The following is a 14,908-nucleotide window of genomic DNA, read 5'->3' as shown; positions in this document are numbered from 1 at the left end:
TAGTGACGCATACAGGGCAAGATGGACATGTGAAGTCGCATACGTACACCCTGGATCTGCAATGGACAGGCGATCTGGGAACCGGAACATCCAGTTCACAAGCCTATTCGCGGGACCATTCCGTATCAGCCGCGGGCAAACCCGAACTCCTCGGCAGTTCCGATCCCGCTTTTCGTGGCGACCCGGAGCGGTGGAACCCCGAAGAACTGCTGGTCGCATCGCTCGCTCAATGCCACATGCTCTGGTATCTCGGACTGGCCGCCGCTGCCGGAGTCGTTGTGCTCGACTACACAGATCAGCCGGTCGGCACGATGATCGAGGAGGCGGATGGTGACGGCCAGTTCATCGAAGTAACCTTGCATCCAACGGTTTTGGTGTCCGACACATCGATGGTCGACAAGGCTGAGGCTCTACACGGCCCCGCTCACGCGAAATGCTTCATCGCGCGGTCCGTGAACTTCCCTGTCCTGAACGCGCCTACCACGGTGGCTGCGACCGATGAATAGCCGACACAAGCTGATTGTCGACGTCGACACGGGCATCGACGACTCGCTGGCCCTGCTGTATCTGCTGGCCAGCCCCGAAGCCGAGATTCTCGGGATCGCGAGCACCGCCGGAAACGTCCCCGTGGAACAGGTCGCGGCAAACAATCTCAATTGGCTCGAGCTGTGCGGAGCCCCCGACATCGAGGTTGCCCTGGGCGCCGCCGTGCCCCTGGTGATCCCGCTACGGACCACCGAGGAAACCCACGGACCGCAAGGTATCGGTCATGCGGTACTCCCCGATTCCGGGCGAGAGTTGTCGGTACGTACCGCCACCGAATTGTGGGTGGACCTGGTTCGTGAATATCCCGGTCAGATCACAGGTCTGGTGACCGGTCCGCTGACGAACCTTGCCCTCGCGATCCGGATCGAGCCCGACCTCCCACGTCTGCTGAATCGATTGGTCGTGATGGGCGGATCGTTCAACTACCCGGGAAACACCACGCCTACCGCCGAGTGGAACGTCTCCGTCGACCCACACGCAGCCAAGGAAGTGTTCGACGCGTTTTCCGGTGTCCCGGCGCACCGGCGTCCGATCATTTGTGGACTCAATGTCACCGAGTCGATCGAGATGTTCCCGGAACACGTCCGTCGGCTTGCCGAAGCGGCTGGGAGCACCCCGGCCGAGATCATTTCCCCGGACGACGGACCGGACGTCCGCAGCGCCGCGTCCAACAGCGTCATCCGGCACCTGTCCGACGCCATCCGGTTCTACATGGAGTTTCATCGGGAGTACGACCAGGGATTCCTCGCCCACATGCACGACCCGTTTGCCGCTGCGATTGCCCTGGACCCGACGATGGCCACACTGAGGCCGGCAACCGTGGATGTCGAAACCGAGAGCCCACTTCTGATCGGAACCACCGTCGCCGACTGGGTCGGACACTGGAAACGTGACCCCAATGCGGACATCGCCATCAGCACTGATCCGGTGAAGTTCTTCGATGAACTTGTCCAACGGGTGGGACGGTTCGCTCGCGCCGTGGGTTGAAATTCGCTGTCAACGGTTATGCTCGCTAGGAACAGAACCCACAAACGAGATAAAAGGACCCCACCGTGCAGATATCCAGCTCCGATGCCTCGCCGGCATTCGCGCTCGGATTGATGGCGTTCTGGCCCACTCGTCGTAGCGCATGCTTCGATCAGGCGTGTTGCTGAGCGGCGATTTCTCGCTGCCTGCACCCCTGACTTTGTCGCTTCTTCGCTCGGAGTCTGTCTTCTCATGTTCAACCTGCTGTTGTTCACACTTGTCGGTGCCGGCGCTCAACTTGTCGACGGCGCACTCGGAATGGCGTTCGGTGTCACCGCAACCACCCTGCTGATGATCGGCGGGCTCGGGCCTGCCCAGGCCAGTGCCGCTGTGCACCTTGCCGAGGTCGGAACTACCTTGGCTTCGGGTCTGTCGCACTGGAAGTTCCAGAACATCGACTGGAAGTTGGTCGCCAAGCTCGGTGTTCCGGGTGCAATAGGCGCATTTGCCGGTGCGACGGTTTTGTCCGGCCTGTCTACCGAAGCAGCGGTCCCCATTACGGCGACAATCCTCCTCGCGATCGGTGTCTATGTCGCGCTGCGTTTCTCGGTCCGCCCACCCGCGACCGCCCATGCTCGCAGTACACCGCACACTGCTCGGTTCCTATCCCCGCTCGGTCTGTTCGGAGGATTCATCGACGCCTCCGGCGGCGGCGGTTGGGGCCCTATCACCACCAGCACCCTGCTCTCGCGTGGCAAAACTGCTCCGCGCACCGTGATCGGTTCGGTCAGCGCGTCGGAGTTCCTGGTCGCATCAGCAGCGTCGTTGGGCTTCCTCGTCGGGCTTGGCCGCGAATCTGCCGGCAATCTCCTGGTTGTCGCCGGCCTGGCACTCGGCGGAATCATCGCAGCTCCAGCCGCCGCCTGGCTGGTCAGTAGAGTTCCCGCCACCTTGCTCGGCACTGCCGTCGGCGGTGTGATCGTGCTGACCAATACGCAGAAACTGTTCAAGTCCTTCGACATCACCGGCGCTGTGACGGTGCTCGGATACGTCGCAATCATCGGCGCCTGGGCCGCGTTGCTGGTCTACGCGTGGCAGCGGTCCAAGCTCACCGCAGCCGAAGCCCAAGGCGAGTTCGCCGGTATCGAACTGGCCGTCGAGAAAGAAATCACGGAGCCGACGGTCGCGCCCGAGAAGCGATAAGTTCAGCTGCCGAAGAGCGATCCCGTCTACGAACCGGCATTCAACGAAGAAAGACGACGAAGTCGGAATATCCCTCGTTCACCCGATTAACACCGGCTAGGATCCTTGTGAACAAACGGTAGTAGACGACAAACCGTTCACATGGCGCGAAAGCTGCCGATATAAGGAGTCCGCTCTGGTGATCGGTAAGGACCGCCACAATTGGTCGTCAATTCCTGACCGGCGTGCCCACCCCGAGTCGATTTCGCACCAGCCGCAATTCACGAAACTCGATAAATATGCCGCGCTGACCATTATTCGCGCACCGATCGGTTACGGGAAATCCACCCTGGTCGCCTCGTGGTTGCGCACCATTCGCGCGACTGAGCGCATTTCCGTCTGGATCCCTGAGCCCGCTCCATCCATGACGGCCCGTGAATACTGGGCACACGCGCTGCAAAGGTTCGTCAGCGCCGGAATTGTCTTTCCGAATCCTGTGATCGAGCAAGAGCAAGACCCATTCACCGCGATAGTTCGGATGCTCCGCGACAACTCGCGCCCGGTCATTCTTGTATTGATCAGGCCGGACAAAGTGGATGGCAAGTTGGACGAAAGCCTCGCCGACCTCGTCAAGTATTGCCGATGCGTCAATCTCGTTGTGACCTTGACGGGTCGCACCGTGTTCCCCGAACCTCATTTGCTCGATCTCGATCAGGAATCGATCAGCGCGCACGACCTTCTCTACACGCTCGAGGATACGACGAGCGTTCTCGAAGGTTCCGGTGCACATATCGTTCCCGGCGAAATCGAACATATTTACTCAATGACCGGCGGGTTGCCAGTTTTGGTACGCCGTTCGATTTCGGTACTCAAAAACCTTCCAACTCAGGTCGGACGCGAACACCTTCTCCGGCATAACCTGCGACGAGTAATCCAGCACTACACCCAGGAATCTATCGCGGCCGAGGCGCACCTGGTCGGACACTACGATCTTGTCGTCGCTACGGCAGCAGCCCGTGAGCTCACCGTTGATACCGTCATGCATTTGCTCGAATCTTGCGAATCCTCTCAGCACATTCGCGATCGACTCATTGCGCTCGAAGCTGCCGGGGTTCTCTCGTATGTCGACACCGAGGTCGTGGAAACCTGGAGACTGGCACCGGCGATCCGACAATCCATCCTGACGTCCCAACCCTCCGGGGGAAGTGATCCGGCCGCTCGTCTGTCATACCTATCGCGCGCTCAACTCGATGCCGGACAACACGCGTCTGCGCTCGATTATGCAGTCGAGGCACAGGACTGGCCGCTTGCAGTCGACATTCTCGACAAGCACTGGGCCACGATGATCGCGGACAATCTCGAGTTGGTTCGCTCTGCCTTCCAGCAGATTCCGCCCGAGTCCACCGACAAGCACTCGAGCTTCCGGGCCGCACGCAATCTGTACCTGCAACATCCCGACGAGCAGGTGACCTTCGGGACCTCACTCCCCGATTCGGCTGATGAGTTACGCGAACTCGGGGCGAGTGCCGATGCCGTGTCAGCTCTCACCATCGGTTGCATCCAGGCTCTGATGCTCATGCACGTCGGCGAATACGATCGCGCTGCAGATGTCACCGTGCGTCTGATCGAACTGAGCCGCTACATCACCGAGACCGATCGGCACGACATCAGCGATCGACTTTCCACCATGCGAGCGCAATGGGCAATCACCTTTCAACTGAACGGCCGACTTGCCGAATCGACAGGCCTAGCGCGAATGGCCTACTGGAGCGGGAAATCGCAGCGCATCGACTACATCGCGCGAAGCGCCGCCGGCACAGCGGCGCTGAACTGGGCGGTAGTCGGTGAACTGCGCCGCGCACGGCAATGGTTGGATTTCGAAAACCAACATCGAAACGTCGAGATCAAGATGCAATCCCAGGTCAAGGTTGCCGGATTAACGGCCGGCGCCTTGGTGTCCCTCGATTCACTCGATTTCGAAGATGCCGAACGGGCACTGACCGAACTTGGGCACCCCACCGAGAACGATGCACTCTATGCGGACGAATTCTGGGCGTTCACCGTCTACGCCCGCAGTCAGTTCGCCCTCAGCAACAGTGACGCGTTCTCAGCGTTGTCGTTGCTGCGCAGAACAGTCGCTGCCCACTCCGCGCAGTGCAATCCGACGTCCATTGCCGAGCCACTGATGCTGTCCACCGAGATCGATCTACTTCTAGCCCTCGGCGAAGGAAACCAGGCCGCGTCACTTGCAGAGGGCATCGCCGATCCTGGAAGCAACCCGTGGACCCTGGTGTCGGTCGCACGCGTCCGACAGCGTATGGGCCAGAACAAATCGGCGATCATCCTGTGCAATCAGTACCAGTGGAAGGGCGAGCCGTACCCGCGCGCACAGATGGAATCCCTTCTGGTTCAAGCAGTTGCACATTCGGAACTCGGTGAGCATCATCGTGCAATCGAGGCGTGGTCCTACGCCTGCGCTATCGCAGACCAGACCGGACTGTTGCGCCCCTTCTCGACCATCGCCGCCGAAGATATCGAGAAGCTGGAAGCGGCCGCATCCACGCAATCGAAGGCACTCGAGAAATTTACGAAAGTCTTTACCCCGGAATCGTTTCCGAAGTCCGTGCACATTGTCATCCTGACCGGTGGAGAACAACGGGTCCTCGCACTACTTGCCCTCGGCATGACCACCGTTTCGATGTCCAGGCAACTTCATGTCTCCGCCAACACGATCAAGTCGCAATTGCGTTCCCTGTACAAGAAACTCGACGCACACAATCGCGACGAGGCACTGGCGAAGGCACATGCATTACAGCTCCTCTGACGTTCGACATCGGTCGTCTCACGGACTCTGTTGTGCACCGCACCTGCAGAAACAGCACGGTCGTTGCACCTCCTCGAAAATGAGGAGTCGCAACGACCGTGCCTGACTTCTAGTGCTACTTGTCGCTTCCGTCGAATGCGTCCAGAATCCGCTGAGCAGCCAACGCCGCAGTCAACGATCCTTCGCGTACGCTTCGTTCGACATCGGCACGGATCGCGCGAACGCTCTCATTGGCCGAAAGTCGGCGCAGCAGTTGGTCGTTCACCATCGTCCAGGTCCAGTCGACCTGTTGCTTCCGACGCTTCTCCTCGAACTGACCCGCCTCGGTCAACACCTCACGGTGCTTCGTGACAGTTCCCCAGAACTCGTCCAGGCCAAGACCTTCGAGACCGCTCATCGTGATGACGGGCGGCTTCCAGATAGCGTCGTGCGGGTAGATCAGACGAAGCGCTCCCGCAAGTTCGCGGGCAGCGCCCTGCGCCTCGCGCTCATGCTTGCCATCGGCCTTGTTGACCGCGACCAGATCTGCGAGTTCCAGAACACCCTTCTTGATGCCCTGCAACTGATCTCCGGTACGAGCGAGGGTCAGGAACGTGAAGCAGTCCACCATGTTGGCAACAGTGACTTCGGACTGCCCGACACCCACTGTCTCCACCAGGATGACGTCGAAACCAGCAGCTTCGAGAAGCACGATGGTCTCGCGGGTTGCCTTGGCAACACCCCCGAGCGTGCCGGACGTCGGTGATGGCCGGATGTACGCGTTCGGTTCGACGGTAAGCCGAGCCATGCGCGTCTTGTCGCCGAGAATCGAGCCGCCGGTGCGGGTGGACGACGGATCGACCGCCAACACCGCAACCCGATGTCCCTTGCCCAGCAAGTACATTCCGAGCGCGTCGATGAACGTCGACTTGCCGACGCCGGGAACGCCGGTGATGCCGATGCGGTGCGCTCCCCCGGCTTCGGGCAGCAACTTCAGCAGTAGTTGCTGCGCGAGCGCCCGGTGATCGTCGCGTGTGGATTCGACGAGGGTGATCGCCCGGGCGAGGCCGGCGCGCTGATTTGCGCGCACGGCCTCGGCAAGGGAATCAACAGATGGCCTAGCAGCCGGCGTCGGCGTGTCGATGGGCTGTGCCATCTTCAGTCAACCCCTTCTCAGCTGCGATCGTGGCCCAGTTGGACGGCCAGCTTCTCCAGCAATCCGCTGGCAGCGTCGGCGATGACGGTTCCGGGCGGGAAGATGGCAGCAGCGCCGGCTTCGTAGAGTTCGTCGAAGTCGCCGGGCGGGATGACTCCGCCGACCACGATCATGATGTCGGGACGACCGGCCGCAGCCAGCGCTTCCCGCAGCGCCGGCACCAAGGTGAGGTGACCGGCTGCCAACGACGACACACCGACTACGTGGACGTCGTTGTCGGCCGCCTGATTGGCGACCTCTTCGGGGGTCTGGAACAGCGGTCCGACGTCAACGTCGAATCCGATGTCCGCGAAGGCCGTGGAGATGACCTTCTGGCCACGGTCGTGACCGTCCTGGCCCATCTTCGCAACGAGGATGCGGGGACGACGTCCCTCGTCCTCGGCGAACTTCTCGACCAGTTCCATTGCCTTGCTGATGTTGCTCACCGATCCTGCCTCGTCTCGGTACACACCACTGATGGTGCGGATCTCGGCCTGGTGGCGTCCGTACACCTTCTCGAGGGCATCGGAAATCTCGCCGACGGTAGCCATAGCGCGAGCGGCAACAACTGCGAGGGCGAGGAGATTGTTCTCCATGCCGCCTTCGGTGGATGCGGCAGCGCGGGTGAGGTTCGCGAGTGCGGCCTCGACGGCTTCCGGATCACGTTCCGCGCGAAGACGAACCAGCTTCTCGAGCTGTTCCTTGCGCACCTTGGAGTTCTCGACCTTGAGAACTTCGATGGTGTCGACCTCGTCGGGAACGTACTTGTTGACGCCGACGAGCGGCTGCCGACCGGAGTCGATGCGCGCCTGGGTGCGAGCAGCAGCTTCCTCGATGCGCAGCTTCGGGATGCCTTCGTTGATGGCCTGAGCCATTCCGCCGGCTTCCTCGACCTCTTCGATGTGCTTACGTGCCCGGTTGGCGAGCTCGTTGGTGAGCCACTCGACGTAGTACGAGCCACCCCACGGATCGATGGGCCGAACCGTTCCGGACTCCTGCTGCAGCAGCAACTGGGTGTTGCGGGCGATACGCGCGGAGAAGTCCGTCGGCAGTGCGATGGCCTCGTCGAGTGCGTTGGTGTGCAGCGACTGGGTGTGGCCCTGAGTGGCAGCCATAGCCTCGACGCAGGTACGCGGAACGTTGTTGAAGACGTCCTGCGCGGTCAGCGACCAGCCCGAGGTCTGCGAGTGGGTACGCAGCGAGAGCGACTTGGCGCTCTTGGGATCGAACTTGGCAACAAGCTCGGCCCACAGGAGGCGTCCGGCCCGGAGCTTGGCGACCTCCATGAAGAAGTTCATGCCGATGGCCCAGAAGAAGGACAAGCGCGGTGCGAACTTGTCGATGTCCATACCGGCGTCGAGGCCGGCGCGAATGTACTCGACGCCGTCAGCGAGGGTGTATGCCAGTTCCAGATCGGCCGTCGCTCCGGCTTCCTGGATGTGGTAACCCGAGATGGAGATGGAGTTGTACTTCGGCATTTCCGCACTCGAGTACGCAAAGATGTCCGAGATGATCCGCATCGAGGGCTTGGGCGGATAGATGTAGGTGTTGCGAACCATGAACTCTTTGAGGATGTCGTTCTGGATCGTTCCGGCCAGTTTGTCCGGAGTGACACCCTGCTCGCCTGCCGCAGCGACGTACAGCGCGAGAATCGGCAGCACAGCGCCGTTCATCGTCATCGAGACCGACACCTGTGAGAGGTCGATACCGTCGAAGAGCTGACGCATGTCGAGGATGGAATCGATTGCGACACCGGCCATTCCGACGTCACCGGCAACGCGGGGGTGATCGGAGTCGTAGCCGCGGTGGGTCGCGAGGTCGAACGCGACCGACAGGCCCTTCTGACCGGCCGCGAGGTTGCGACGGTAGAACGCATTGGACTCGGCGGCAGTAGAGAAGCCGGCGTACTGGCGAATGGTCCACGGCTGGTTCACGTACATGGTCGGGTACGGACCACGCAGGAACGGTGCAGCACCCGGGAAGCTGTCGAGCGGGTAACCGGACTCGGCGGCGGCCGCGCGGTCTGCGCCGGTGTACACCGGCTTGACGTCGATACCCTCCGGCGTGGACCAGACAACCTGCTCAGCGGCGTAGTTGTTGGCGGTGGCACCCTCTTCGATGAGGGCCTGTGTCTGCTCGACCGACGGTGGTGTGGGTGCCGGAGACTGCGGGTCCTCGAGTGGGACCTCGGCGAAACTGCCGATCACGTGCTTGACCTCTCGTGTCGTCACTTGGAGCTTCCCGTCTCGATGAAGTCGAGCAGTTCGGTCAGAGCCGATACTGCGTCGATGCGGGCTGTGAGGAATCCGTCCGGACGCGAATCGCCCGCGGCATCGCCGACGGCCTTTTCCGGGCCGGCCAGCAGCACCTTGGTGATACCGGCAGCGCGCAATTCTGCGACGGCCGCTGCGGCGCTCTCGCCGTAACGCTTGTCCGTGCCACACAGCACGGCGACGGTGGCGCCGGATGCCTTGACCGCAGCGGAGATGGCTTCTGCGCCTACCTCGAGCGGGCCGGGGTTGACTGCGTCGATACCGCCCGAAGCGAGAAGGTTCGACGCAAACGTGGTGCGCACGTTGTGTTCTGCAACCGAGCCCAGCGGCGCGAGCAGCGCAGTCGGGCGGGCGCCGCCGGCAGCGAGGAATGCGTCCGAGCGGTCACGAAGCGCTTCGAACGCAGCCGCGTACCGGGCGACGGACTGGCCGGGCTCGACGGCTTCGGCGGAAAGCGGTGTTTCGCCGAGGTTCGGGAACTCGTTGACACCGGTGACCGTGGTCTTGCGGTGTGCGATGTCGGAGTCACGCTTGGCCTTGGTAGCGGCGATGTGATCGGAGACTATTCCCGCTTCGAGTGCGGCCAGATATCCGCCGGCTGCTTCGATTTCCTGGAAGAACTCCCAGGCAGTCGCGGCAATCTGCTGTGTCAGGTCTTCGACATACCAGGAGCCCGCCGACGGATCGAGCACGCGGCCCAGGTGCGACTCCTCGAGGAGAAGCAACTGCGTGTTGCGCGCGATGCGTGAGGAGAAGGACTTGCTGACACCAAGGGTGCCGTCGGCCAGGGCGACGTCGAACGGAAGAACCGTCACCGCGTCTGCTCCACCGACACCGGCGCCGAATGCGGCGAGGGTGGTGCGCAGCATGTTCACCCAGGGATCACGCTGAGCCATCATCGCGGCGGACGTGACAGCGTGCTGTGGTGCGCCGCCGAAGTCGGATGCGCCGCAGACCTGAGCGATGCGGGCCCACACGAGACGTGCGGCGCGGAACTTCGCGATGGTCTGGAACTGATCGTCGGTGGCTGCGTAACGGAAAGCCAACTGCGCCAACGCAGCACCGATGGTCAGATCGCCGTCTGCGGTGAGCGCGCGGAGGTATTCGAGACCGGCTGCGACAGCCGCTCCGAGCTCCTCGGCGTCACCGGCGCCGGCATTGTGGAATGCCGTGCCGTCGACGGTGATGGCCCGCACCGATTCGGCGCGAGCGTCAGCGGCGACAGCTAGCTCGACTGCTTCTGTCAGCTCGACGTCGGCTGCGCCGGAGAAGGAACTCGTCAGCGGTGCCGTGCCGAGGTTGATGCGGATGCTTGCGCGATCGCTGACTCCGTCACCGGCTTCCGCGCGGGCATCGAGCAGTGCCAGGATCGCGCGGGCGGCGGCGCTTGCGTCGGCGCCGGCATCGAGTGTGAGCGGAGCGAGATCGAGGAGCACGCCCTCGAGTACCGCGTTCAGATCGGCGACGGAGACGCCACCGAGTCCGGCTTTGAGCCAGATCGCACTGACACCGTTCTCGAGTGCGTCGAGGATGGTCCGGTTGGTGTCTGCGGCGGAAGCGGTTCCGAACTGAGCCGAAACCAACCAGCCTGCATTGACGTCGCGATGAGCGTCGACTCCGCGGACGTACGGGAAGCTACCGGGCAGGGTCTGCTCGGGGCGCTCGTCGCGTGGGCTGTAGAGCGGTGCGACAGTGACGCCGTCGTATGTGACGGTTTCGAGCAGTTTCTGCGGCTCGGGGCCTAGTTCTGCGGCGTCGACTCGACGGGACTTGGCGAGCACTCCGGCGACGGAGCGTTGCCACTCCGCATATGCCTGCTCGACAGCCTCGGCTTCTGAAGCTAATGACACTGTGTCCGCTGCCTCTCGTTGTGCGTAAGCGTTATACCTGTTATCGGAACTGTTCATCGAATTGCTCGTTATGGCTGTGATGCTAACCCGCCTTCGGACGTGCTTATCGTGAGGATCACGTCACGTTCGCGGCGAAGGGGTCTGCTAAGGCCGCCCGACAACTTGCCTACCGGCTGGTACGGCAAGGATTGGCGCGCAGCCCCGATCCTTACCTAGCGATTGTTCAGCGCGTTTACGAGTTACCGGCGAGTTGGTTTCACTGGGCGGGACCTCCCACGTCACCCCTACCCGAAGGGTAGTGGTTTTCATCACATCACGCTGGTAGGGGCACCCGGTTTCCGGACGACTGGGCCGCATACGTCGGGATTCCTCACGCGCACCGGTAACCTTGTGCCCTGTGATGGGGCGCCTGTTGGACCGAAGATTGATCGCGATTGTCCTGCTGGTGCTCGCACTCTTCGTGGCGGCACTCCTTGCGCCGCACCCGTCGGTTTCTCAGGTCCGGGAGTGGGCGGATTCCATCGGACCGATGTTTCCGCTCGTGTTCTTTCTTGTTCATTCCCTGGTTACCGTCGCGCCCTTTCCTCGGACGGTGTTCACCCTCAGCGCCGGCGTGCTGTTCGGATCGGCGACAGGTATCGCTCTCACCGTCGCGGCAACCACGGTCAGTGCCATCCTGGCTCTGTATCTCGTCCGCGCCATCGGCCGAGAGGTGGTCTGGCAACGGATATCGAGTCCGACAATCAGGCGAGTGGACGAGCGGATCGAGAAACGCGGATGGCTGGCCGTTGGGTCCCTGCGCTTGATCGCGTTCGTCCCGTTTTCAGTGGTGAACTACTGCTGCGGCATTTCGTCGATCCGCCTGGTGCCCTACGTGATCGCCACAGTGGTGGGAATTTTGCCCGGCACGATCGGAATCGTCGTACTCGGCGATGCCCTGTCCGGCGAAGCCGACCCTCGCTTGCTTGTGCTGTCAGGAATCTGCATTGCCATCGGCATCGGCGGATTGCTGTTCGACGCTCGCAAGACATCTGTGGAACTGCACCAACCGTCCGATGGCCAAGCTCTGACGGGTCAAACCCTGGAGGTTGATAGTGAGAAGTCAACTTCTAAAGATTGACATAGAGAAATCAACCTCTTAATGTTGACTCATGTTCGTACTGACAGTCGACCAGCGCAGTAGTCGCCGCGATGTCGACCGTGTCGAGGAAGTCCTTCGGGATCTCGCGTCCGCTCCCCTCGTTCGAGGGTTCGAACGGACAGCAGGCGACGAGATTCAAGCAGTCACCGACGATCCCCAACTCCTGGTCCACCTGGCGCTCGAACTACTGCGACGCGAATACTGGAGTGTCGGAATCGGAATCGGCCCCGTCGAAGAACCACTTCCCGCCCAGACTCGCGCCGGGCGTGGTCCGGCATTCGAAGCGGCACGCATCGCCGTCGAACGTGCCAAGAAAGCCCCCGCGCGTATCTCCGTCGAGCAGGCCCCAGCCGACGGCGACCTCGCCGAACTTGCCGCGGACATCGACGGCGCCCTGACCATGCTTGGCACGATCGTGCTTCGGCAAACACCTGACGGACGTGCGGCTATCGCATTGATGGACGACGGCCTCACCCAGGCCGCCGCCGCCGAGCGGCTCGGAATCACCAAGCAGGCCATGTCGAAACGCCTGCTCACCGCCGGCTGGCAAGCCGAACTTGCCGGCCGACGACTCTCCCAGCGGCTACTTGTCCGAGCCCAGACCTACACTGCTCGCACCACACACTGACAGGGGCGCATTACATGGTTGTTCTGGCACTGATCGCGCTCGCAGTTGCAGCCGCAGCACCGCTGGTCACGGCTGCGCTGCCAAAACTGAGCGGCGGCCACGTCCAGGTTCCCGAATGGGTATCTGCCACCGTGGCTCTACCCGCCCTCGGGGTTGCGGCGCTGGCCGCCAGTCGGACCACACCGGTCACGGGATTTGCGCTCGGAGCGACACTTGTCCTGTGTGTCCTGGCTTCGGCCACGGCGGGTGCTCCCGTGGTTTTGGCCACGTTCAAGGTTGCGAGACGGCAACCGGACGGCAGCCCCGCACCCAACGCTGGTCCATTGCGCGGTGGCCGCGTCATCGGAGTCCTCGAGCGCATCGCCGTCGCAGTGTCCATTCTGGCTGGGTGGCCGGAAGGTATCGCAATCGTGTTGGCAGTCAAGGGATTGGCCCGGTATCCCGAACTGCGTGAACCCCATGCCTCGGAACAGTTCATCATCGGAACCTTCGCCAGCGTCCTTTGGGCGATTGCTGTCTGCGGAACAGGAAAAGCGCTGATCACGTAGTTCCAGTGATCAGCGCTTTTCGAAATTGTTCAAACGTTGGTGACGCGGTCCGCCGCCGGGCGGCTAGTGACGCGGTCCGCCCTCCGGCGGTTGGTCCTGGTACGGGTACTTCTGCTGGAATTCTCCAGGTTCCGGCTCCTGCTGGAACTGTCCGGACCATTGGCTTTCACCTGGCGCCGGCAGCGCCGGGTCGGTGAACTGCGGGGCGCTTTCGCGCTGTGCGCGAACCGCTGCCGCAGGATCCTCTACCGGTGTCCGGGCCGCGATTTCCGCAGCGCGAACTGCTTCGGCGATAGCCGGGTCGGACTTTGTCTCGAACCATTCGGCTACCTCGTCGGAATCGTCCTCCGGGCTGGGCAGGTTCTCTTCCGCCGCGGGCGGTTCGTACCGGAACACGCCGTCATCGCCTGGTGCACCCAGTGTTTTTGCGAAGCCCTTGAGTGCGTCGCCGAAATCGCTCGGCACCAGCCACACTTTGTTCGCGTCACCCTGCGCCATCTGAGGCAACGTCTGAAGGTATTGGTACGCAAGCAGTTCCGGCGTCGGCTTACCCGACTTGATGGCGGCAAAGACCTTCTCGATGGCCTTGGCTTCACCTTGCGCCTGCAAATACTTGGCAGCGCGATCACCCTGCGCGCGAAGGATTTGCGACTGACGCTCACCCTCGGCGTTGAGAACGGACGCCTGCTTGTTGCCTTCAGCTGACAGGATCTGACTCTGCTTCGCACCCTCTGCCGTCTTGATCGCAGCTTCGCGGTGCCCCTCAGCCGTGAGAATCATGGCGCGCTTCTCGCGGTCGGCCTTCATCTGCTTTTCCATCGACTCCTGAATCGACGGCGGCGGATCGATGCTCTTGAGTTCCACTCGTGCGACCCGCAGGCCCCAGCGGCCGGTTGCTTCGTCGAGCACACCACGCAACTGACCGTTGATGGAGTCACGCGAGGTCAGCGTCTCTTCCAGCGTCATACCGCCGACGACGTTACGCAGAGTCGTCGTGGTCAACTGCTCGACCGCGGCAATGTAGTTGCTGATCTCGTACACCGCCGCTTGCGGATTGGTGACCTGGAAATACACCACGGTGTCGATGGACAACGTCAGGTTGTCCTGCGTGATCACCGGTTGCGGCGGGAAGGACACAACGCGTTCGCGCAGATCTACCTTCGCTCGCACCCGATCCGCGAAGGGGATCAGAAATGTGAGCTGACCCGACACTGTTTTCGAGTACCGACCGAGTCGCTCGATGACCGCGGCTTCTGCCTGCGGTACCAGTGCTACCGATTTCGCAACCACCAAGATCACGAAAAGCACCAAGACACCAAGAACTATAAGTGCTGCCATGTTTTTACGGTCCCCTCCAGACAACTGCTGTTGCCCCGTTGATTTCCATCACCGTCACCGTTGTCCCCGCTGGATACACGTCAGCGCTGTCGAGCGGGCGAGCTGTCCATATCTGACCGTCCAGCTTGACCTGGCCGGCATGCTCGCCGACCTCTTCGAGAACGACGGCACGTTTACCTTCGAGCGCTTGAATTCCCATCGGAGTGGGCGGCGGAGTCCCGAAGCGTCGCAACAGGAAAGGCCGAACACCGAGAATGAGCACTCCCGAGAACACGCCGAACATGACGGCGTCGACCCACACGGGAAAATCGGTGACCGAACTGACACCGGCAGTAGCAAGCGCCCCACCGGCGAGCATCAGCAGAAAGAAATCTCCTGCCAGTGCTTCCGCGCCGGCGAGCACAAGTGCCCCGACAAGCCAAAGAAGTGCAGCCACAA

12 protein-coding genes are annotated in these 14,908 nt (G+C 62.0%); 7 read left to right on the top strand and 5 right to left on the bottom strand.

Annotated elements, in window-relative coordinates:
- Positions 1 to 29 precede the first annotated feature (29 nt).
- The 4 genes from FEZ60_RS03420 to FEZ60_RS03405 all read left to right on the top strand — a co-directional run bounded on the left by FEZ60_RS03420 (position 30) and on the right by FEZ60_RS03405 (position 5,518).
- Complete coding sequence (locus FEZ60_RS03420; protein ID WP_116103250.1) at positions 30 to 506, top strand: OsmC family protein; 477 nt, start codon at positions 30 to 32, stop codon at positions 504 to 506.
- Complete coding sequence (locus FEZ60_RS03415; protein ID WP_116103249.1) at positions 499 to 1,533, top strand: nucleoside hydrolase; 1,035 nt, start codon at positions 499 to 501, stop codon at positions 1,531 to 1,533. Before FEZ60_RS03420 ends, FEZ60_RS03415 begins: the two co-directional genes overlap by 8 nt.
- Positions 1,534 to 1,764: 231 nt before the next feature.
- A complete protein-coding gene (locus FEZ60_RS03410; RefSeq protein ID WP_033232063.1) occupies positions 1,765 to 2,715 on the top strand; it encodes a sulfite exporter TauE/SafE family protein in 951 nt (316 codons plus the stop codon).
- Positions 2,716 to 2,893: 178 nt separating this feature from the next.
- Positions 2,894 to 5,518 (top strand): LuxR C-terminal-related transcriptional regulator, encoded by a 2,625-nt coding sequence (locus FEZ60_RS03405; protein WP_172935511.1) that lies wholly within the window; start codon positions 2,894 to 2,896, stop codon positions 5,516 to 5,518.
- Positions 5,519 to 5,633: 115 nt separating this feature from the next.
- Here the strand turns inward: FEZ60_RS03405 and meaB are convergent, their stop codons facing one another.
- From meaB to mutA, 3 genes are read right to left on the bottom strand one after another with little or no spacing between them, the layout of a single operon-like run.
- Positions 5,634 to 6,653, bottom strand: a complete 1,020-nt coding sequence (gene meaB / locus FEZ60_RS03400; RefSeq protein WP_172935510.1) for a methylmalonyl Co-A mutase-associated GTPase MeaB — start codon at positions 6,651 to 6,653, stop codon at positions 5,634 to 5,636.
- A gap of 17 nt (positions 6,654 to 6,670) precedes the next feature.
- Complete coding sequence (gene scpA, locus FEZ60_RS03395; protein WP_033232065.1) at positions 6,671 to 8,923, bottom strand: methylmalonyl-CoA mutase; 2,253 nt, start codon at positions 8,921 to 8,923, stop codon at positions 6,671 to 6,673.
- Complete coding sequence (mutA, locus tag FEZ60_RS03390) at positions 8,920 to 10,815, bottom strand: methylmalonyl-CoA mutase small subunit (RefSeq protein ID WP_172935633.1); 1,896 nt, start codon at positions 10,813 to 10,815, stop codon at positions 8,920 to 8,922. Before mutA ends, scpA begins: the two co-directional genes overlap by 4 nt.
- Before the next feature lie 400 nt (positions 10,816 to 11,215).
- Here mutA and FEZ60_RS03385 point away from each other — a divergent pair, with 400 nt between their 5' ends.
- From FEZ60_RS03385 to FEZ60_RS03375, 3 genes are read left to right on the top strand one after another with little or no spacing between them, the layout of a single operon-like run.
- On the top strand, positions 11,216 to 11,935 hold the full coding sequence (locus FEZ60_RS03385; RefSeq protein WP_141486182.1) for a TVP38/TMEM64 family protein: 720 nt from the start codon (positions 11,216 to 11,218) through the stop codon (positions 11,933 to 11,935).
- 31 nt (positions 11,936 to 11,966) lie between these two features.
- A complete protein-coding gene (locus FEZ60_RS03380; RefSeq protein WP_045067728.1) occupies positions 11,967 to 12,584 on the top strand; it encodes a MarR family transcriptional regulator in 618 nt (205 codons plus the stop codon).
- A gap of 14 nt (positions 12,585 to 12,598) precedes the next feature.
- Positions 12,599 to 13,132, top strand: coding sequence for a hypothetical protein (locus tag FEZ60_RS03375; RefSeq protein ID WP_045067727.1), 534 nt, complete (start codon positions 12,599 to 12,601; stop codon positions 13,130 to 13,132).
- A gap of 63 nt (positions 13,133 to 13,195) precedes the next feature.
- On the opposite strand, the gene FEZ60_RS03370 is transcribed toward FEZ60_RS03375, so the two are convergent.
- Positions 13,196 to 14,470 (bottom strand): SPFH domain-containing protein, encoded by a 1,275-nt coding sequence (locus FEZ60_RS03370; protein ID WP_045067726.1) that lies wholly within the window; start codon positions 14,468 to 14,470, stop codon positions 13,196 to 13,198.
- A gap of 4 nt (positions 14,471 to 14,474) precedes the next feature.
- Entirely contained in the window at positions 14,475 to 14,906 is a 432-nt protein-coding gene (locus FEZ60_RS03365; protein WP_033232071.1) for an NfeD family protein, read from the bottom strand.
- Positions 14,907 to 14,908: the final 2 nt, after the last annotated feature.

The sequence above is a fragment of the Rhodococcus sp. MS16 genome, from assembly GCF_013277795.1.
GTDB lineage: Bacteria > Actinomycetota > Actinomycetes > Mycobacteriales > Mycobacteriaceae > Rhodococcus_F > Rhodococcus_F globerula.
Note: the sequence above shows the minus strand (reverse complement) of the source record. Positions and strands in the feature narration are given on the sequence as shown.